Origin of the sequence: Massilia genomosp. 1, from assembly GCF_011682185.1 — a bacterium.
Taxonomy (GTDB): domain Bacteria; phylum Pseudomonadota; class Gammaproteobacteria; order Burkholderiales; family Burkholderiaceae_D; genus Telluria_A; species Telluria_A rubra.
The window spans coordinates 66405-84627 of the sequence record NZ_WHJF01000018.1 but is presented as its reverse complement, the minus strand read 5'-3'; the positions used below and the strand labels follow the sequence as shown (position 1 = coordinate 84627).

21 protein-coding genes are annotated in these 18223 nt (G+C 63.5%); 14 read left to right on the top strand and 7 right to left on the bottom strand.

What is annotated here, in order from left to right:
• The 6 genes from F1735_RS09410 to F1735_RS09385 form a co-directional block, all read left to right on the top strand.
• A partial coding sequence (locus F1735_RS09410) for a zinc ribbon domain-containing protein (RefSeq protein ID WP_167236696.1) occupies positions 1-230 on the top strand: 230 nt, incomplete at its 5' end.
• Between the two features lie 78 nt (positions 231-308).
• Positions 309-518: a hypothetical protein gene (locus F1735_RS09405; protein WP_167236695.1), complete on the top strand. Its 210-nt coding sequence runs from the start codon at positions 309-311 to the stop codon at positions 516-518.
• Positions 515-937: a hypothetical protein gene (locus F1735_RS09400; RefSeq protein ID WP_167236694.1), complete on the top strand. Its 423-nt coding sequence runs from the start codon at positions 515-517 to the stop codon at positions 935-937. The genes F1735_RS09405 and F1735_RS09400 overlap by 4 nt, the downstream gene beginning before the upstream one ends.
• Positions 938-980: 43 nt before the next feature.
• Positions 981-1394 carry a hypothetical protein gene (locus F1735_RS09395; RefSeq protein WP_167236693.1) on the top strand — a complete coding sequence of 138 codons (414 nt, stop codon included), beginning with the start codon at positions 981-983 and terminating at the stop codon, positions 1392-1394.
• A 46-nt stretch (positions 1395-1440) separates the two neighbouring features.
• Complete coding sequence (locus F1735_RS09390) at positions 1441-1836, top strand: hypothetical protein (RefSeq protein WP_167236692.1); 396 nt, start codon at positions 1441-1443, stop codon at positions 1834-1836.
• 20 nt (positions 1837-1856) lie between these two features.
• Positions 1857-2375, top strand: a complete 519-nt coding sequence (locus F1735_RS09385) for a L,D-transpeptidase family protein (RefSeq protein WP_167236691.1) — start codon at positions 1857-1859, stop codon at positions 2373-2375.
• Here the strand turns inward: F1735_RS09385 and F1735_RS09380 are convergent.
• Positions 2372-3262: a LysR family transcriptional regulator gene (locus F1735_RS09380; RefSeq protein WP_167236690.1), complete on the bottom strand. Its 891-nt coding sequence runs from the start codon at positions 3260-3262 to the stop codon at positions 2372-2374. The genes F1735_RS09385 and F1735_RS09380 overlap by 4 nt on opposite strands.
• 105 nt (positions 3263-3367) lie before the next feature.
• On the opposite strand from F1735_RS09380, the gene F1735_RS09375 reads away from it, so the two are divergent.
• From F1735_RS09375 to F1735_RS09360, 4 genes are all read left to right on the top strand, one after another.
• Positions 3368-4216 (top strand): pirin family protein, encoded by an 849-nt coding sequence (locus F1735_RS09375; RefSeq protein WP_167236689.1) that lies wholly within the window; start codon positions 3368-3370, stop codon positions 4214-4216.
• A 44-nt stretch (positions 4217-4260) separates the two neighbouring features.
• Entirely contained in the window at positions 4261-4692 is a 432-nt protein-coding gene (locus tag F1735_RS09370) for a DoxX family protein (protein ID WP_167236688.1), read from the top strand.
• Between the two features lie 167 nt (positions 4693-4859).
• Positions 4860-5414, top strand: a complete 555-nt coding sequence (locus F1735_RS09365; RefSeq protein ID WP_167236687.1) for a TonB-dependent receptor domain-containing protein — start codon at positions 4860-4862, stop codon at positions 5412-5414.
• Between the two features lie 105 nt (positions 5415-5519).
• A complete protein-coding gene (locus F1735_RS09360; RefSeq protein ID WP_167236686.1) occupies positions 5520-5975 on the top strand; it encodes a tellurite resistance TerB family protein in 456 nt (151 codons plus the stop codon).
• A 36-nt stretch (positions 5976-6011) separates the two neighbouring features.
• Here the strand turns inward: F1735_RS09360 and F1735_RS09355 are convergent, their stop codons facing one another.
• Genes F1735_RS09355 through F1735_RS09345 form a run of 3 tightly spaced genes read right to left on the bottom strand, consistent with a single transcriptional unit; the run spans position 6012 to position 9548 of the window.
• A complete protein-coding gene (locus F1735_RS09355) occupies positions 6012-7643 on the bottom strand; it encodes a M28 family peptidase (RefSeq protein ID WP_167236685.1) in 1632 nt (543 codons plus the stop codon).
• 6 nt (positions 7644-7649) lie between these two features.
• Positions 7650-8876 carry a hypothetical protein gene (locus tag F1735_RS09350; protein WP_167236684.1) on the bottom strand — a complete coding sequence of 409 codons (1227 nt, stop codon included), beginning with the start codon at positions 8874-8876 and terminating at the stop codon, positions 7650-7652.
• A gap of 3 nt (positions 8877-8879) precedes the next feature.
• A complete protein-coding gene (locus F1735_RS09345; protein WP_167236683.1) occupies positions 8880-9548 on the bottom strand; it encodes an energy transducer TonB in 669 nt (222 codons plus the stop codon).
• 318 nt (positions 9549-9866) lie between these two features.
• Between F1735_RS09345 and F1735_RS09340 the strand changes: the two genes are divergently transcribed.
• The 4 genes from F1735_RS09340 to F1735_RS09325 all read left to right on the top strand — a co-directional run bounded on the left by F1735_RS09340 (position 9867) and on the right by F1735_RS09325 (position 14856).
• Positions 9867-10517 (top strand): response regulator transcription factor, encoded by a 651-nt coding sequence (locus F1735_RS09340; RefSeq protein WP_126077256.1) that lies wholly within the window; start codon positions 9867-9869, stop codon positions 10515-10517.
• Between the two features lie 170 nt (positions 10518-10687).
• A complete protein-coding gene (locus F1735_RS09335; RefSeq protein ID WP_167236682.1) occupies positions 10688-11629 on the top strand; it encodes a hypothetical protein in 942 nt (313 codons plus the stop codon).
• A complete protein-coding gene (locus F1735_RS09330; protein WP_167236681.1) occupies positions 11626-13119 on the top strand; it encodes a sensor histidine kinase in 1494 nt (497 codons plus the stop codon). Before F1735_RS09335 ends, F1735_RS09330 begins: the two co-directional genes overlap by 4 nt.
• A 48-nt stretch (positions 13120-13167) precedes the next feature.
• The gene (locus tag F1735_RS09325; RefSeq protein WP_167236680.1) at positions 13168-14856 is read left to right on the top strand and encodes a M14 family zinc carboxypeptidase; all 1689 of its coding nucleotides are present in this window, start codon (positions 13168-13170) and stop codon (positions 14854-14856) included.
• A 129-nt stretch (positions 14857-14985) separates the two neighbouring features.
• Here F1735_RS09325 and F1735_RS09320 read toward each other — a convergent pair whose 3' ends face one another.
• The 3 genes from F1735_RS09320 to F1735_RS09310 all read right to left on the bottom strand — a co-directional run bounded on the left by F1735_RS09320 (position 14986) and on the right by F1735_RS09310 (position 18176).
• Positions 14986-15516, bottom strand: coding sequence for a hypothetical protein (locus tag F1735_RS09320; protein WP_167236679.1), 531 nt, complete (start codon positions 15514-15516; stop codon positions 14986-14988).
• A gap of 8 nt (positions 15517-15524) precedes the next feature.
• A complete protein-coding gene (locus tag F1735_RS09315) occupies positions 15525-16073 on the bottom strand; it encodes a hypothetical protein (protein WP_167236678.1) in 549 nt (182 codons plus the stop codon).
• A 294-nt stretch (positions 16074-16367) separates the two neighbouring features.
• Positions 16368-18176 (bottom strand): DUF885 domain-containing protein, encoded by a 1809-nt coding sequence (locus F1735_RS09310; protein WP_167236677.1) that lies wholly within the window; start codon positions 18174-18176, stop codon positions 16368-16370.
• Positions 18177-18223 lie beyond the last annotated feature (47 nt).

The window sequence follows — 18223 nt, the reverse complement described above, 5'->3', positions numbered from 1 at the left end:
CTTGCGGCCACGTCTCAAAAGACAATCGGCAGACTCAGGCGTCGTTTCTGTGCGTCGATTGTGGCTACGAAAATCACGCCGATGTGGTCGGCGCGATGAATGTTTTAGCGCGAGGACATCGCGTCTTGGCCTGTGGAGAGTCGGCGCAGTCAGGCCGCTCGATGAAGCAGGAACCCACCGAAGCGACCCGTAGATCATCACGCGGCGCCGTAGGAATCCCCTTCCTGTAGGGAGGGGAGGATGTCAAGTTCCAATCATATTGGAAAACCTTCCGTCGTCTCATACCTGTCAGTTCCAAGGCTTACTTCATGCATCAACTCGCGCAACATCGCTTTATCATCGGCCAGGGTGACCAGCTCAGCGAGGCCGCAGTCGCGATGCCGTGGTTTTCCGGCACCGGCCGCTGGGACGACGAATTGGCGGCCCAGGCTTTCGCCGACATCGCCTGGTGCCAGGTCAATACCAATGACATCAAGTTCGATCAACGCTATGTCGAGCGCACGGCGGACCGGCCATGACTGCGTATCGCTTTCGCCTGCTTCTGTGCCTGTACATCATCCTGTCGGGCGCGGCAATCGTGGCGTCCTGGTATTGCTCCAACCTCATCTCGCCCGCAATGCAGGCGGCATCCGAAGCCGAGCCAGTCGCCTGGGACGTCACCAATCTGGCCCTGTCCATGTCGATCATTGTTCCTTTAGCCATCGGTTCGCTGGCAGGGCTGGCCGGGATGTTCATGTTCAAGTCGTGGGCGCGGACTTTCTCGCTCGTGTTCACGGTTGCCGGCATGATCATGCCGCCCTTCATGGGAACGACGGTCCTGTCGTGGCTCGATTACATGCTGGTGGACATGGCCGCAATGGTCTGGGGCGCCATTTTGGCACTGGCCTATTTTTCGCCCGTGAGCAGCCTGTTTTCCGCCGCCCGGCCACCGGCCTGAGCCGCCCGTCCACCCGTTTTCTTACACCTGAGCAGTACTCTCCATGTCTCTTCCAATGCCGCTGTATGCCCGCCTTGCCCAGTATCTTATCTTCGTCGTCCTGACGGCGATGGCCGCCTGGTGCGCACGGGTCTTTATCCTGGATAATCACAATGTGATGATGCTGGTGTTCTTCATCTGGCTGTGCGCCACCATCGTCGGCCTGTACCGGCGCGTGGCATGGGGCCGCTTTTACGTCTCCTGCGTCAGCGTGCTGTCGGCATTCACCATTGCACTGTCGATGATTCCATTCGACCCCTACCGCCTTTCGGAACAGCACGCGCACACCCTGCACGGCATCATCGACTTGTCGCCCTTGCTCGCCTGGCTGCTCGTTGTGGCGACGGCGGTGCTGGTCCTGATGCCTGCATTGCTTATCGGCATACGAAAAGACTGGTTCCGCAGCGCCTGGTGGTAAATCGCCACGGCGCTATCAATCCATTTAATGAATGAACGAGGTAACGATGTTTGATCGAATGGGGTGGCCCAAATCCGCAGCCTGCCTGGCCGGGCTGCTGATGATCGGGTTCGGATTCAAGGAGCGCATGCATGTGCAGCGCATGCATGCCGATGGCCGCCCGGCCCTGATGGATAGCGCAAAGGCATTTACCGTGCCGGAGACGGCGAACGGAAAGAAACAGCAGCCTGAGTATTCCTTCACCACCGACAAAGGCGTGAAGGTCGTTAGCACGCGATCGTTTCCTGCGGAAATCATGCCCGATCTCGTCGCCGCCCGGCTGGTCCGCGTCCTGTACGACGCCAACGATCCCGGCAAGATGATCTTCGCAAGCGAACGCCCGTCCTGGATCATGATCGCGGCCGGGGCGTTGATCATTGCGCTCGCTATGGTGTTTCTCTAACTTTCTTGATGCCGCATCCTATGCTGAACTACCCCAGTGTCATCCTTGCGCTCTTTCTTTGCGTGGCGAGCGGAGCCGCCTGGGCCGCGCAGATCACCGTCTACAAAGCCAAGCGCGTGCTCGAATACAAAGGCGACGGCGTCGCGCGCACCTACAAGATCGGCCTGGGCGGCTCGCCTGTGGGCCGCAAGCTGCGCCAGGGCGACCGCAAGACGCCCGAGGGCAGCTACGTCATCACCCACAAGAATCCGCAGAGCCAGTACTACCTCTCGCTCGGCATCAGCTATCCCAACCTGGACGATGCCGCCCTCGCGCGCAAGGCCGGCGTGATTTCGGGCGCGCAGCAGGCCGCCATCGAAACGGCCATCCAGCAAGGCCGCGCACCGTCCCAGCAGACCCCGATGGGCGGCGACATTTTCATCCACGGCAAAGGCGCCGGCAGCGACTGGACCTGGGGCTGCATCGCCCTCGACGACAAACAGATGCGCGAGCTGTATGAGCTGGTGCGACCTGGCGACAAGGTCAGCATCCTGCCCTAGCCCTGCTTGAGCTTGTCGATGAACCAGCGTCCGGCGCGGCCCGGCGGATTGTCCGCCAGGTGGATCGCATGCATCGAAAATCCCGGCCCCGAGCTTGGAAACAGCTCAAGGTGAATCGGCACCAGCGCGCCGCTGCGCAGGTCGTCCTCCACCATGTGGCGCGGCATGTGCCCCCAGCCCAGGCCGGCGCGCAAAAAAGCGTGCTTGGCGCCCAGGTCCGCCAGGCGCCAGACGCGCGTGGACAACACGCCGAAATCGCGACCCGCGGTCAGCGATGAGCGGTCCGTCAACACCAGCTGGATATGCTCGGCCGCCACCGAGCGCAGCACCATGCCTTGCAGCGCCGCCAAGGGATGCGTTGGCGCCACCACCGTCACCGCCGCCACGCTCAGCAAATATTCGGACGCGCAGCCGGGCGGAATTTCCGGCAGCGAGCCGATCACCGCCACCCTGCAGTTTCCATCCAACAAAGGCTGCAACACCGCGCCGAGCGCTTCCACGTACAGCCGCAGCGGCGTCGACGGAAACGCTTCATGAAAGGCGCGCACCGCGCAGGTCAGGTTGGCGATCGGAAACATCACATCCACCGCCACCGCCAGCTCCGGTTCCAGCCCTTCCGCCAGGCTGCGCGCCTTGGCCTTGAACTCATCCATGCTGTGCGCCGCCGCGCGCGCCATCTCCAGCAGCGCCCGGCCCGCCTCGGTCAGCTGCGGATAACGCCCGGTCCGCTCGAACAGCGCGAAGCCCACCTGCGCCTCCAGATTGGCCAGGGTCGTGCTCACCACCGACTGCGCGCGCCGCAACTTGCGCCCGGCGGCGGAAAAACTCCCTTCATCGGCTGCCGCAATGAAGGTGCGCAACTGGTCCATCGACATTCCGTCAAGCATATATCTATTCCTTGGATACTATCGATCTGATTATATAGGCTTCTTGGATGCCTGAAGGAGGCATAAGATTCATTCATGCACTACCAACCCATACCGGAGGACGCCATGAACATGAATCAATCGCAACTCAAGCAAACCCCAGCAGCGCAACGTCAACTGGCAGTGCGTTCCGCCGGCCGCAGTCGTGGCGGCATCAACCGCCTGGTCAGCCCCGGCGATATCGGCCAGCTGATCAAGCCATTTGTGTTTCTCGACCTGTTCCAGCTCGGCGCCAACGGCAGCAACATGGGCATGCACCCGCACTCGGGCATCGCCACCGTCACCGTCGTGCTCGACGGCGCCATCGCCTACACCGAAACCACCGGCAGCGAAGGCGTGCTGCCGAGCGGCGGGGTGGAGTGGATGAGCGCCGGCGGCGGCGTCTGGCACGACGGCGGCGCGCTTCCCGGCCAGCCGGTCACCGGCTTCCAGCTCTGGCTGGCCCTGCCCGAAGAAGATGAAAACGGCCCTGCGCAAAGCCAGTACCTGTCGCCGCAGCAAGTGCCGAGCCATGGCCCGGCCCGCGTCATCATCGGCAACTACGGCGACGCCAGCAGCCTGATTCGTCCACGCGCCCCGATCAACTATTTGCACGTCACACTGGCCGACGGCGAACAATGGACCTACACGCCGCCCGCCGGCCACGACGTGGCCTGGGTGTCGGTCGCCAGCGGCGCGCTGCAAACAGCGGGTACCGTCGTCAAGCGCGAAGTGGCGGTGTTCGAAGAAGGCGAGGGCGCAATCGACTTTGTGGCCCAGGGCCGGACCGAGTTCGTGCTCGGTTCCGCCCCCAAGCATCCGCATGAGCTGGTGACTGGCTATTACTCGGTCCACACCAACGCGCAAGCGCTGGCCAGGGGCGAGAAAGAAATCGATCGTATCGGCGCCCAGCTGCGCGCGGCAAAACTGATGTAAGTGCTGTACCCAACAATCTGACTACGCTATTAAAAGGACTTACCATGAACACCAGCACCAATAACACCACCAACAATACTTCCGTCATCCCCGTCATTGGCCGCGTGCTGCTGGCCGCGATCTTCATCTTCAGCGCGCTTGGTAAAATCATGGCGCCGGGAGCCACCATCGGCTACATCGAGGCCATGGGCCTGCCGCTTGCCTCGGCCGGCCTGGTCATCGCGATCGCGGTCGAACTGGTGGGCGGCCTGTTGCTCGCCCTGGGCATCAAAACCCGTTTGGTGGCCTTGGGCCTGGCGCTGTTTTCGATCGTGACCGGGCTGGTGTTCCACCATGCGATCGGCGACCAGAACCAGCTGATTCACCTGCTGAAAAACCTGGCGATGGCCGGTGGCTTGCTGCAAGTGGTGGCCTTTGGCGCCGGTGCGTACAGCCTCGACAACAAAGCGGTTCGCCCGGCTGCTCACCTTGCCTGATGTAGCGGGACCTACCGCCGGTGCCAGGTCTGACAAACGGACACGAACTGAGCTGTACCGCCGGTGCCAGGTCTGACAAACGGACACGAACTGAGCTGTACCGCCGGTGCCAGGTCTGACAAACGGACACGAACTGAGCTGGCAATAGCAGCTGGGCTCGTGTCCGAATGTCAGACCTGACACCGGATGGATTGGCGCTGTACAGGATCGGCCTCGATAACATCCTCTCGCGCGACGCGGCTGTGCCAACCCTGACCGTCAACAGCGGCAAGCAATCATCAACCGGGGTGGAGCTGGCGGCGGCGTGGCGGCCGACGCGCCAGGTCAGCATCAACGGCAACGTGGCCGTGCTCGATGCCCAGTTCGACCAGCTGATCGAAGCGGGCAATGTGTCGCGCGCGGGGAATTTGCCGCCCAACGTCGCCAGGAAAACCGGCAACCTGTGGGTCGACTACAAGGTGGACCAGCTGCCGCTCAAGCTGGGCGCCGCCCTCAATTACACGGGCGAGCGCTACACCGACAACGCCAACACGATCCGCATGAACAGCTTCGCCACGGCCGATGTGTACGCCAGCTGGCGCCTGGGCTCCGGCGACTTGACCCTGCGCGTGCGTAACCTGGGCGACAAGCTGTATGCCGGCTGGAGCGGGGCCAACGTGAACAGCCAGGTCATCCTGAGCGCGCCGCGTAGCGCCGATCTGACCTACCACGCCCGGTTTTAGGCGGGTTTTGTTACGGACGGCTTAAAGGAGCGCCGGTTTGCTGCGGCGAAGCCGAAAATCAGGGTAAGATTGCCGTTCTTATCAACTTGCAAACCGGAGTACACCATGAGTTTCGACAACTTTCTGACTCGCCTGAAAAACAAAGCCGGTGAAATGAAAACGGAAGTACTGAAATTCAAGAACAAGGATTTCATGAACGCGGCCATGGCCGGTTCGGCGCTGATCGCCATGGCCGACGGTAGCATCACGTCGGACGAAAAGCAAAAAATGGTCAAGTTCATCGAGACCCACGACGCGCTGTCGGTCTTCACCACCAACGATGTGATCAAGGCCTTCCAGGAACACGTGGGCCAGCTCGAATTCGACAAGGATATCGGCGAATCGAAGGCTTACCAGGCACTGGGCAAGATGAAATCGAACGCCGAAGCGGCGCGCCTGCTGGTGCGCATGGTGATCGCCATCGCGTCGGCGGACGGCAATTTCGACGCCCGCGAAAAAACGGTCGCGATCAAGATCTGCAAGGAACTGGGCGTCCCCCCGGCCGAATTCGAACTGGCCTAAGAAATGGGGTGGGCGCGATGCCCACCCTTTGCTTCTTTACTTGGCTGACGCGCGGACCTTGCCGAAGGCGTCGCCGGCTTTCCAGGCCGGCATCTTCGGCGCGTTCGCCACGCGCAAACCCAGGTTCAGCGTGAACTGCGCCTGCTGCACCATGCCCGACAAATCCCAAGTCGGGTCATATTCGTCGCCCACCTGGTGGTAGCGCGCGCGGTACGCCGCCTGCTTGGCCTTGGCGCCTTCGACATCCTTCACGTAGTCCTTGCCGCCTTCGATCGAGAAGGCCGGAATACCCGCTTTGGCGAAGCTGAAATGGTCGCTGCGGAAGTAGCCGCCCGCCAGGTCCGGCTCCGGCGCGCGCACCGCCAGCCCCATGGCCTTGGCGGTGGCGTCGGCCATTGCGCCCAGCTCCGTGCGTTCGCTGCCCTTGGTGCCGATATCCTTGGCCGCGCCGACGAAATTGAGGCTGTCCAGGTTCAGGTTGGCCGCGGTTTTATCGGCTGGCCACAGCGGGCTGCTGGCGTAAGCCGCGCTACCGAGCAAACCCTGTTCTTCGGCCGCAACCCACAGGAACATCTGGCTGCGCCTGGCCGGCGCGCGCACCGCTTCCTGCGCCATCGCCAGCAGGCCGGCGCTGCCGGACGCATTGTCGACCGCACCGTTGTAGATGTTGTCGTCGCCGTTGCCTTGCTTGCCCAGGTGATCCCAGTGGGCGCTGTAGATGACGACTTCGTCCTTGAGCTTCGGATCGGTGCCCGGCACCACGCCGGCCACGTTGAACTGTTCGACCATGCGCACGGCCGCTTTCATCTCGCCCTTGACCCTGGCCTTGAGCGCGACCGGCTTGAAGTTCTTGGTCTCGGCCGCGGTGCGCAGCAGGTCCAGGTCTTCGCCGGCGGCGGTGAACAGGGTGCGCGCGGCTGCTTCCGTCATCCAGCCTTCCATGCTGGCGCCGCGCTTGCCTTGCGCCAGCTGGAAGCGTTCGGCGAGCCAGCTGTTTTGCACCACGCTCCAGCCATACGAGGCCGAGGCGTCGGTGTGAATCAGCAGCACGCCGGCGGCGCCCTGGCGCGCGGCTTCTTCGAACTTGTAGGTCCAGCGGCCGTAATAGGTCAGGCCCTTGCCGTTGAAGCGATTCGGCTCGGCGGCGGTCGGCGCCGGGTCGTTGACCATCATGACCACCACTTTGCCCTTGACGTCCATGCCCTTGTAGTCGTCCCAGCCTTCTTCCGGCGCGGTGATGCCGTAGCCGACGAAGACCAGTTCCGCATCCATCGCATGCACGTCCCTGGCGTCGCCCGGCGCCCAGACCCAATCCTTGCCGAAGGAAAGCGACTGCGCCTTGCCGCCGGCTTCCAGCGCCACGCTGCTGGTGGTCGGCGTGGACTTCACGCCGGCGATCTTGACCGACTGGCGAAAGCTCTCGCCGTTGCCCGGCTTGAGGCCGGCGGCCAGCGCCTGCGCTTCGAGGTAGGCCACGGTCAGGTCGCCGCCGCGCTGGCCGGTGCCGCGCCCTTCGAGCAGGTCGCTCGACAGGAACGACAGGTGGGCGCGCAACGGCGCTTCCTTGACGATGGGGGCCGAGGCGGCGCCGGCGGCGTACGCGGGGAAAGCGACGGCCAGGCTGGTAGCCAGGGCCGTGCTCACGAAGGAGGAAAGCATCTTTTGCATGGGTTCCTAGTGCGGTAAGAGGTGGTAAATACGGCGTCCAGGGAGGACGAAGCGAAACATTGTATGCCATTCCGCCGCACCGTTTGCAAAGGAAATCGCGTCCCGCGAACGCAGCACCAGCGTGTCCGTCGCCAGCGTGCGGCCGTTGCGCGAGGCGTCGATACGGCGCGCGGGGACCGCATCGGCGGGCAGGCCGGGGATCGACTCTTCGATCAACACGCGCGCCGGCCTGCCGCCTTCGATCTCCAGGTCGATGGCCAGGCGCCGCTCGCCCATGCCGTGCAAGGTCAGCGTCCAGTCGCCGCCGCGCCGCGTGGCCAGCGTGCGGCCGTCGAAGCGCGCGGCCAGCACGCGCGCGCCTTCGACCCGCAGTTGAATGCTCGGCGCGGCGTTTTTGGAGGTGAGCGCAAAGGCTACCTTGCGCCGCGCCGGGGTGTCTTCATCCTTGAGCATGCGCACCTGCGGAAAGGCGATGCCGGCGCGCGGCGCTTCGGTGGGCGCGCGCGCGCCGGCGCCGTCGAGCCAGTACGATTTCCAGGTGGTGGCGTCGGCCAGGTAAGTGATGCCGGCCGGCGGCAGGTGCAGCGCACCGGCGCCCAGCAGCACGCCGATCAGCGGCCACGCCAGCAGGTAGCTGGCCCCGGGCCTGGCCGCACTGACGACGATCAGCAGCGCAAGCACGCCCGCGAGCGACAAGGGGACGGTGCGCGCCACGCCCCGCCGCAGCAGCGCCCAGCACACCACCAGGCATAGCGCGCAGGCGACGCGCGTGATGTCCCACACGATGTGTTCGGGGTAGTGCAGCACGCCGGCCAGCGGTACGCTGAAGTACACCCGCTCCGGCGCGGCGATGGCTGCCAGCGGGCGGGCGCCGAACGCGCGTATCAGCGACAGCATCGCCTCGCCGCTATCTGACGTTGCGGAAAAATGCATGCCCGCCAGGCCGAGCGCGCGCAGCTTTTCGAGCAGGTAGTCGCGGGCGCGCAGGTTGGCGTCGCCGGCGATCGGGCGCGGCGTCTGCGCCAGGAAGTGCGCATGCGCCAGCGCGCGGTCAAGCGAAAAATCCGCCGGCCCGGCATCGTGCGCCGTCGCCGCGGCGGGGAGCAGCGCGAGCCAGGCCAGGCAGGCGGCCAGCAGCAGCAGGGCGGCCAGTCCCGCCACACTGCCCTTGCCGGTAATGCCGCTGTCGATCCGCATCGGCGCGGCCGGGGTAGCGGTCGCGCCGGACTGCATCGCTTAGTCGAGCGTCCAGACGTAGGCGATCTGCGCCCATGCCGGTTCGGCTACGCCGCCCACCGTGGCCGGCTTGAATTTGCACAGGCTCAGGGCGGCCACGGCTGCCTTGTCGAGCTCACGCGATCCGCTCGACTTGTCGACGCGGGAGTCGGTCACCTTGCCATCGACGCCGACCAGCAGCGCGAGGTTGACCGTGCCGGTGGCGCCATCGCGGGCGGCGCGTGCCGGGTAGTCCGGCTTGACGCAGGCCGAGGCGTCGGCCAGCACGGCGGTGCGCTTCTCGACGGCCGGCCGGGTCACCGCCGGCGTCACCACGGGATCGACCGTGCGGGTCGGCGGGGTGACTGTCGGCGGCGGTAAGACTTTGTCGAACACTTCGGCGACGATGGTGTCGGGGCGCGTCTCGATCACCGTATCGATCGGCTTGGGAATGACGATGGTCGGCTGCGTCGGCGCCGGCTCGTACTTCTGCGCTTGCGGCGGCGGCTCGACCGGTTTTTCGGGCGTCACCGTGGTGACCGTGAGCGGTGGCGGCACGAGGTCGCCCGCCTTCGGCACCCGGTTCATATTGTGGATCAGGGCCGCGCCAACGGCCAGGTGCAGCGCGGTCACGATGGCCATTTTGGTGAATTTGTTGCTGGCGCCGATGTGCTGTTGAGAGAAATGCATGGTGTGCTCCGTATTGTTGTGTTCACGAAATGGGTCGCATGGTGGAAGGCCGCACTGCTGTTTTCCAGTCCATGGATCAAATATATGCTATGTCCTAGCAATTGAAAAGGGTTTTCGTAGTAACTATTTTGCTGCGTTCGATTAGACGAGGGTCATTCTGGTGGTAAATCTTGCTGGCAGGGTCATGGCTCGCGTCGGGGGCGGATGTGTGAAATAATCTGGTAGGCGCGGCGTGCCTGCCGTCGGGTCGCACACATTGATGCGATTCAATGGCAAGGCGGAGTAAGCGGACGCAGCCTTCACCCGTGGAGAGTACAAGTGCAGACAGAGCAAAAATCGATTCGGGTCTTGCTGGCGGACGACCATCCCATCGTGATGACCGGTTTCGCCATGTCCCTGGCCGGCGTCGGCATGGATGTGGTGGGGCAGGCCAAGACGCCCGATGAAGCCGAAGAGATGTATGCCGCCCTCGATCCGGACGTGCTGGTGCTCGATATCCGCTTCGGTACCGAGTTGACGGGGCTGGACGCGGCCAAGAGCATCCTGGCCAAGTTCCCGCAAGCGCGCATCGTGTTCCTGAGCCAGTTCGACCAGGATAGCCTGATCAAGGAGACCTACCGCCTCGGCGCGCGCGCTTTTGTCACCAAGGATTGCGACCCGGCCGACCTGGCCACGGCGGTCAGCCATGCGCACGAGGGCAAGCTGTATTTCCTGCCGCAGATCGCCGAGCGCCTGGCCAACCTGTCGGTGCGCGGCGACGCCTCGCCGCAGTCGCAGCTCGACCAGCGCGGGCTGGAGATCTTCAAGCTGATGGCCGAAGGCCTGACCAACGCCGAAATCGCCGAGAAGCTCAACCTGTCGACCAAGACCATCAGTAATATCAGCCAGTCGGTCAAGGAAAAGCTGGGCGTGCACCGGCAGGCGTATATCACCAAGCTGGCCGTCAAGTACGGCTTGATCGAACCGTAGTGGGAGGTCGCGTGTTCGCAGGCTTGAGGAGATGGGTCGCGACTGCGTGTGCCCGCCCGATCGTTGTGCGCCTGACGGCGGCATCCATAGCGGACGATGACCTTCGTACCGTCGTTCCCGCGACGGCGGGAACCCAAGTTCTTCGCTCAGTGATTGGCTGCGCTACGAACTTGGGTCCCCGCCTTCGCGGGGACGACGGTGGCAGTGGGCGTTTTTCGGCCATCGCGCTGGCCATCAGCCTCACCCTGGCCACCACCGCCGGCGCCGCCGGCGTGATCAACCCCACGCACTCCACCGACCCCACCGGTTTTCGCTTCCAGATCGTCACCGCCGACGATTCCGGCGTCACGCGCCGCATCGCCGATGACTTGTACAAGCAGCTGATGCCGATTTTCGGCGGCTTTCGCACCGAGCTGGCGCAGCACCGGCGCATGGTGTACGTGGCCATCGGCCCGGTCGCGCTGCGCAACGTGGCCGCGCGCAAGTGCGATTGCGTGGTCATCGCCGCCTTCACCTCCAGCCAGGTGTGGCGCTCCGTGACCGAAAACCTGCAACCCGAGCGCGCCCTGTCGATGACGGCGATTTACGCCGAGCCGGCCCCGGTCGACCAGCTGCGCCTGATCGAACTGCTCTACAAACGCCCGGTGCGCGTGGCCGCCATCGTCAGCAGCAATACGGGTTTTCTGAAACCGACGCTGCAAGGCATCGCCGAAATCGAACATTACGACCCCAGTGAGGATATCAACGTGGTCCTGAACCGCATCGGCAAAACCGAGGTCCTGCTGGCCATGCCCGACCGCAGCGTCTACAACACCGAAAACGTGCGCAACATCCTGCTCTCGACCTACCGCCACAACCAGGCCGTGATCGGCTTTTCGGCCGACATGGTCATGGCCGGCGCGCTGGCCACCACCTATTCCACCATCGAGCAGATCAACGCCCAGGTGGCCGACGTGGCCAACGAATACGTCGCCACGGGCGAACTGGCGCCGCCCCAGTTCCCGCGCTACTTCAGCACTGTCATCAACGAAGGCGTGGCGCGCTCGCTCGACGTGGCGGTCGACGACACCGCCCGCCACTTCACGCGCCGTCCACCGGCGAGGCGCCAATGAACCTGCGATTCTGGCAAAGCTGGAGCATCGGCACCCGCATGGCCTTCATCACCATGCTGCCGGTGGTGTTCCTGTTCTCGTCCTTCGTGGGCTACTCCTGGTACTCGCACCGCGCCCAGGTGGCGCTCGAACTCGAAGAGCGCGGCCGCATCCTGGCCAAGGCGCTGGCCGAAACGAGCGAATACAACGTCATCTCGGGCAACCTGTCCGACCTGCGCCTGACCATCAATGGCCTGGTCCAGTCGGACAAGAGCATCCACCGCATCGATGTGGTCGACGCCAACCAGAAAGGCGCCATCAACGTCACCTCGCAGGGTTCGGCCATCGGCGAAGACCGCTTTTACGAAGCCCCGATCAAGAAGCAGATGATCTGGATTAACCTGTTCTCGGACAATGGCGTGCCGCACGTCTCCGGTTCCAGCGACACCAAGCCGACCACGGTGCCGACCGAGGTGGTGGGCTACGTGCGGGTGACGATGTCGCCCACCAACATGCTGCACAAGCAGGCGCGCCGCTTCCAGGTCGAACTGGCGATGGCCGCGCTGGCGCTGGTCGTCAGCGGGGTGCTGGCGTACGTGCTGGCGCGCAGCCTGACCATTCCGCTCAAGTCCTCGATCGGCGCGCTGCGCGAAATCCGGGGCGGGAACTACCAGGTGGCGCTGCCGGTCACCACCGGCGGCGAGGTGGGCGAGCTGCAGGAATCGATCACCGAAATGTCGGTGGCGCTGGGCCGCTCGCGCCAGGACCTGGAAAACAAGGTGGCCGAACGCACCAAGGACCTGGTCGAATCGCGCAACGAGGCGCTCAAGGCCGATGCCGACAAGCGCAAGCTGATTCAAAAGGTAAATTCGATCGTGGAAGATGAGCGCAAGAGCATCGCCATCGAAATCCACGATGAACTCAATGCCTCGCTGATCGCCGCGCGCCTGGAGTCGCAAAGTATCCTGCACCTGGCCGGCAAGGTGGAGCAGGGGCCGATGATCGACGAGATCAAGCAAAAGTCGCAAGCCATCACCAAGCTCACGCTCGACCTGTACGCCAGCGGGCGGCGCCTGGTGCGGCGCCTGCGCCCGGAGGTGCTCGACATGCTCGGCCTGCACGGCGCGGTGGAAGAAATGATCCGCCACTACGACGCCAGCCATCCGGAATGCCATTTCCAGTTCCACTCCGACGGCGATTTTTCGGGCCTCGGGAGCGAACTGGCCATTTCGGCCTACCGCATCGTGCAGGAAGCGCTGTCGAATGTGCTCAAGCACGCCGGCGCCACGCACGCGCAGGTGGCCATGACCTTGTCCGAGCAGGACGATACCCTGCACATCGAAATCGCCGACGATGGCGCCGGTTTCAGCACCGCCAGCGCCTCGTCGGGCATCGGCATCATCGGCATGCGCGAACGCGTGTACGCGCTGGGCGGCACCATCGACTTCAGTTCCGAGCCTGACAAAGGCACCGTGGTCGGCATCGCCCTGCCGATCGCACAAACCGTCTGATCGCTGTACCTCATTCCCACCGTCTTAACCTTCATCGCACAACACACAATGTCGAACGAATTGAAAACGCCCTACGAACAGGGCAACAAGAACCAGACCACGACCTGGGCTGACTGCATCGCATGGTACCAGGAGCTGGCGCGCCGCTATCCCGGCGTGCTGCACTTTGACGTGGTCGGCACCTCCGATGGCGGGCTGCCGATCCATGCCGGCCTTGTGTCAGGCGACGGCGTGTTCGACCGCCAGCGCATCAAGGACGAGGGGCGCCCGGTTTTCTTCAACAATAACGGCATCCATCCGGGCGAACCGGAAGGGGTGGACGCCTGCATGGCGCTGGTGCGCGACTTTTGCACCGAGCCGGCGCGCCTGGCCGCGCTGGGCGACACCGTTTTCCTGTTCGTCCCGCTGTACAACGTCGACGGCGGCATCAACCGCGCCAACACCTCGCGCGTGAACCAGGACGGCCCCGAGCAGTTCGGCTTTCGCGGCAACAGCCGCCACCTCGACCTGAACCGCGACTTCGTCAAGTGCGACAGCCTCACCGCGCAGGTCTTCAACAAGCTGTTCACGGCCTGGGACCCGGACGTGATGGTCGATACGCACACCTCCAACGGCGCCGACTATCCGTACACGATGACCCTGATTCACACCCAGACCGACAAGCTTGGCGGCGCCCTCGGCCAATTTTTGCAAGGCACCATGCTGCCGCATATGTTCGGCGAGATGGCGCGGCGCGGCTGGCCGACCTGCCCGTACGTCAATCCGGTCAAGGACAGCCCGGATCACGGCATCGCAGAATTTTTGGAGACGCCGCGTTTCTCCACCGGCTTCGCGGCGCTGCACCACACCATCGGCTTCATGCCCGAGACGCACATGCTCAAGCCCTTCGCCGACCGCTACGACGCGATGCGCGCGCTGGTCGAAACGGCGCTCGACTTCACGGTGGCGCACGCGCCCACCATCCAGGCGCTGCGGCGCGCCGCGCGCGACGAAGGCAAGACCCGGCGCGAGTGGCCGGTGCATTGGTCGATGGACGCCAGCAAGCCGTCGACCTTTCCGTTCCGGGGCTACGCGGCCAAGTACACGCCCAGCGTGATCGGCAATTACACGCGCCTGTCGTACGACCGCAACGAACCGTGGGAGCGCGACATCGCCTACTTCAACAGCTTCCCGGCCGATATCGTGGTGGCCACGCCGCGCGCGTATGTGGTGCCGCAAGCCTGGCGCGACGTGGTCGAGCGCCTGCAATGGAACGGCGTGGCGATGCGGCGCATCGAGGCCGACCGCATGCAAGAGGTGCGCTGCTACCGCATCGTCTCGGTCGACTCGCGCGCGAACGCCTACGAAGGCCATATGTTCCATGACGAGGTGCGGCTCGAGGCCTTCACCGAGGCCGTGACCCTGCGCGCGGGCGACTGGTTCATTGAGCTGAACCAGGACATGGCGCGCTACGCCATCGAAACCCTGGAGCCGCAGGGCCACGACAGCTTTTTCCGCTGGGGTTTCTTTAACAGTGTGCTGGAGAAGAAGGAAGCGTATTCGGACTACGTGTTCGAAGACCACGCGGCCGAACTGCTGCGTGAGGAGCCGGCGCTCAACACCAAGTTCGAGGCCTGGAAAGCGGCCAATCCGGCGCTGCTGTCGGACCAGGGCGCGGTGCTCGACTTCATCTTCGCCAACTGCGCGCGTTACGTGGAGCCGGAGTGGCGCCGTTATCCTGTGCTGTCGGTGATGTAAGGCCCGCGTCCGTCGATCCTGCCAAGGGCGGGGCGCCCGACCCGCGCAGGGTTCGGTGCCCCCCAGGGAATGCCTGCTGTTCCAGGGTTAAGTCAATTTACGCAGGAGGCGACAGACCCAGTAAGGCTGTCAGCCACATTTTTTCGGGCGAACTCCCGGATGAGGTATTTTTATATACCCCGTTCCAGTAGTATTTTTCTCGATGTTGAAGACCTTCATTTCGCAGCTGGTCCAGATGTCGGCAACATCGATTTGATAGTTTCCATTTTCATGCGGGGAAAATTGCACGTCGATGATGCAGTTTCCATTACCGCCCATGCCGCCTTTCTCTGCATACAGACGCACATTGTATGAAACCGCTGCGGGAATCAGGATCTCGGTGTTTTTCTGCTTGGTCACTTGCATCGGCATGTTCAGATTTTGCATCAGGACAGGGTTGACGCTGCTACTGTCGCGTCCAAAATTTGTGAGGAATGCCGGTGTATCATTACAACTCGGTTGGCCAAAAACGGAAATGCGTGCATCCAGGTTGGGAGAGACGTCCACCAGGCGCAAGTGTGCCACTGGACCGCTGGTCGGAGCGACGTAAGGTCCAGTGCAGGCGCTGCAAAGCGCCGCGATCATTGCCACGAGCGGATAGGTCAATGCGGGTTTCAACATAATGGGCCTCATTTGACCGCCGCAGCGAAGTCTGGATCGGCATACAGCTCCGTCAGCAAATCCTGTATCGCGAACTGATATTCGTAGATAGCGCGGGGGATCGCAGTGCCGCCTTCAAGGGCTGTCGGGAATGGGCGTTTGACGAGTTTGACCGAGTCATATTTCACAGTCTCGTCCCGGCGTACGACAAAACGTGCTTCGACGGTGACCGATGCATCGGTGAAGCTGGTAATGTCGTTTTTCAGCAAATGGCCAGACACTTCGAGGCCGGATTTGTCGGACAAAAGCCCGGCCGCCGCCAATTCCTGCCTCAATGCTTCCGCCAGGTACGCACCATAGGAATTTGCATACGGGGAAGTAAGCGCGTGCCCGCGCACGGATAATTCCGGAAGGCCGTCGCGCACGCTAAATGTGCCAACCTTGGTCTGCGATGGGGACAATTCCTTGAGACGTGCGACATTCTTTTCCGCAGCAACATAATTGGGAGTGGAATAGGTACAGGCAACGTTCAATGTGGCCAGCATGACGCTGGCAATGGTATACGAAAAGCGATGCATAAGAATCCAATTTGAATGATGGGAAAGCGCGCAGCTTCTGCGTCCCGCCCTGATCGACGGATCATGGCGGGACGCGGAAGCTGAAGGTATTTTGGCGACTTCGCATTCGCTCAGGCTGTACAAATTTCCAAGTGGAAAGTGCGTAAATCTGAGGCGGATAACGATGCCAATCAAAAGAAATGGCGGTGTGGTGCCGCGCGATGGCGACCCCGCGAATTTGGTGAGGGTTGCTCAAGCTGGTGCGCTGCTCACGGTCGAGCGCTGCATGCGGCCGCGCCGCATGCAGCGACCCGCTTACTGGTTCTTCTCGATCCAGCGATCGACCTTCGCTTCCAGCAGCGAGAGCGGCAAGGTGCCGTCTTCGAGCACGATCTCGTGGAACTTGGGCAGGCTGAATTTGTCGCCCAGCGCCGCTTCGGCGCGGTGCCGCAGTTCGGTGATCTTGAGCGCGCCGATCTTGTAGCCGAGCGCCTGCCCCGGCCACACCATATAGCGCTCGGTCTCGCTCCTGGCCATCGACTCCGGGTAACCCAGGGTGTCGCGCATGTACTGGATCGACTGTTCGCGCGTCCAGCCCTTGGCGTGCATGCCGGTATCGACCACCAGCCGCACCGCGCGCAGCATTTCATCGTTCAGGTGGCCGAAATAATCCTCCGGCTTGTCGAACAGGCCCATCTCCTTGCCCAGGGTTTCGGCGTACAGCGCCCAGCCCTCGGTGTAGGCCGTGTTGCCGCTGAACTTGCGGAACTTGGGCAAGTCCAGTTCCTGCAGCAGGGCGATGTGGAAGTGGTGGCCCGGCTGCCCCTCGTGCAGGAACAGGGTCACCATGCCGGTGCTGCCGTACTGGGTCGGATCGTTCACCACCGACCAGAACACGCCCGGCCGCGAGCCGTCCATGGCCGGCGCCGAGTAATGGTCGGAGGCCGTCGCGCGCGACAGTTCCGGCTCCAGGCGCAGGTCCAGCGGCGCCTTCGGCATCAGGGTGAACAGGGCCGGCAGCTTGGTGCGCAGCAGCGCATCGAGCTTGCGGTACACGTCGATGACTTCCTGGTCGGTCTTGAACGGCTTGAATTTTGCCTGCTGCGACACCCATGCCGGCAGCTCCGCCGCCGGCCCGGTGTAGCCCATCTTCGGCCCCACCACGGCGTATTCGCCCTGGATGCGCGCCACTTCCTTCAGGCCGATCGCATGGATCTGCTCCGGCGTGAGATTGGTGGTGGTGCGCACCGCCACGCTTTTTTCGTACCACTCCTTCCCCTCGGGCAGTGCGCTCCAGCCGGTGCTGGTGCGCGCCGCCGGCAGGTATTCCTTTTCGATGAAGGTGGCCAGGCGCACCAGCGCCGGCGCCAGCCTGGCGTCGATCGCCTTGCGGTAGCCGGCCGTCAGCCGCGCCTTGTCGCTGGCCGAAAAACCGGCCGGCATGTTGCGGATCGGGGTGTAGTAAATGCTATCTTCGGCCTTGGCGCTGACCAGCTTCTGGTACTGCGGCAGCATCGATGCCACCGCCGCGCGCGGCAAGGTCACGTTCACGCGCATCCCTTCGCGCATGTTGACGATGGCCTGGTCGATCCACGCCGGCAGCTGCGTCAGGCGGTTCAGGTAAGCCTGGTACTGCTTGACCGTCTTCAGCGGCTGGGCGGCGTCGCCGCCGGCGTAGTTGGCGATGGTGACCGGCATACCGTCCATCTGGTTCAGCGGCAGCATCAGTTCCGGCAGGTTGGAAAACGACAGCAGGCTGTTCAACTCGAATTCAAGCACGTCGTAGTTGGTTTGCGAGCGCAGGTCGAGCGCGCGCCGGTCCAGCGCATGCAGGCGGTTCAGGAAGACGTTGTAGCGCGCGTTCTGGCGCGCGCGCTCTTTGGGGCCGATGCTCATGCCGACCTGGTCGTCGAAGCGGTTGTCGCCGCGCTCGGTGGCGTCGACCGGATCGAAGCGCGCCAGCGTTTCGTAGTAGTCGGCGGCCAGCGTAGCGAGCTGCTTCTTGGCCTGGGCCGATACTACGCCCGATACTTTGCCGGCGGGCGGCGCGGCCAGCGCCACGGCGGGCGCGAAGGTCAGGGCGAGCGCGCTCCACAGCGCGGTCTGGGCAAACATCTTATGCATAATAGTTATCCGGTGAAAAATGAACGCGGCAGACAGGATACGCGATT

What these genes read in the sequence shown, in the direction of transcription:
- F1735_RS09405 (WP_167236695.1), top strand. Translation starts at nt 309, where the DNA reads ATGCATCAACTCGCGCAACATCGCTTTATCATCGGCCAGGGTGACCAG.
- F1735_RS09400 (WP_167236694.1), top strand. Translation starts at nt 515, where the DNA reads ATGACTGCGTATCGCTTTCGCCTGCTTCTGTGCCTGTACATCATCCTG.
- F1735_RS09395 (WP_167236693.1), top strand. Translation starts at nt 981, where the DNA reads ATGTCTCTTCCAATGCCGCTGTATGCCCGCCTTGCCCAGTATCTTATC.
- F1735_RS09390 (WP_167236692.1), top strand. Translation starts at nt 1,441, where the DNA reads ATGTTTGATCGAATGGGGTGGCCCAAATCCGCAGCCTGCCTGGCCGGG.
- F1735_RS09385 (WP_167236691.1), top strand. Translation starts at nt 1,857, where the DNA reads ATGCTGAACTACCCCAGTGTCATCCTTGCGCTCTTTCTTTGCGTGGCG.
- F1735_RS09380 (WP_167236690.1), bottom strand. Translation starts at nt 3,262, where the DNA reads ATGCTTGACGGAATGTCGATGGACCAGTTGCGCACCTTCATTGCGGCA.
- F1735_RS09375 (WP_167236689.1), top strand. Translation starts at nt 3,368, where the DNA reads ATGAACATGAATCAATCGCAACTCAAGCAAACCCCAGCAGCGCAACGT.
- F1735_RS09370 (WP_167236688.1), top strand. Translation starts at nt 4,261, where the DNA reads ATGAACACCAGCACCAATAACACCACCAACAATACTTCCGTCATCCCC.
- F1735_RS09365 (WP_167236687.1), top strand. Translation starts at nt 4,860, where the DNA reads ATGTCAGACCTGACACCGGATGGATTGGCGCTGTACAGGATCGGCCTC.
- F1735_RS09360 (WP_167236686.1), top strand. Translation starts at nt 5,520, where the DNA reads ATGAGTTTCGACAACTTTCTGACTCGCCTGAAAAACAAAGCCGGTGAA.
- F1735_RS09355 (WP_167236685.1), bottom strand. Translation starts at nt 7,643, where the DNA reads ATGCAAAAGATGCTTTCCTCCTTCGTGAGCACGGCCCTGGCTACCAGC.
- F1735_RS09350 (WP_167236684.1), bottom strand. Translation starts at nt 8,876, where the DNA reads ATGCAGTCCGGCGCGACCGCTACCCCGGCCGCGCCGATGCGGATCGAC.
- F1735_RS09345 (WP_167236683.1), bottom strand. Translation starts at nt 9,548, where the DNA reads ATGCATTTCTCTCAACAGCACATCGGCGCCAGCAACAAATTCACCAAA.
- F1735_RS09330 (WP_167236681.1), top strand. Translation starts at nt 11,626, where the DNA reads ATGAACCTGCGATTCTGGCAAAGCTGGAGCATCGGCACCCGCATGGCC.
- F1735_RS09325 (WP_167236680.1), top strand. Translation starts at nt 13,168, where the DNA reads ATGTCGAACGAATTGAAAACGCCCTACGAACAGGGCAACAAGAACCAG.
- F1735_RS09320 (WP_167236679.1), bottom strand. Translation starts at nt 15,516, where the DNA reads ATGTTGAAACCCGCATTGACCTATCCGCTCGTGGCAATGATCGCGGCG.
- F1735_RS09315 (WP_167236678.1), bottom strand. Translation starts at nt 16,073, where the DNA reads ATGCATCGCTTTTCGTATACCATTGCCAGCGTCATGCTGGCCACATTG.
- F1735_RS09310 (WP_167236677.1), bottom strand. Translation starts at nt 18,176, where the DNA reads ATGCATAAGATGTTTGCCCAGACCGCGCTGTGGAGCGCGCTCGCCCTG.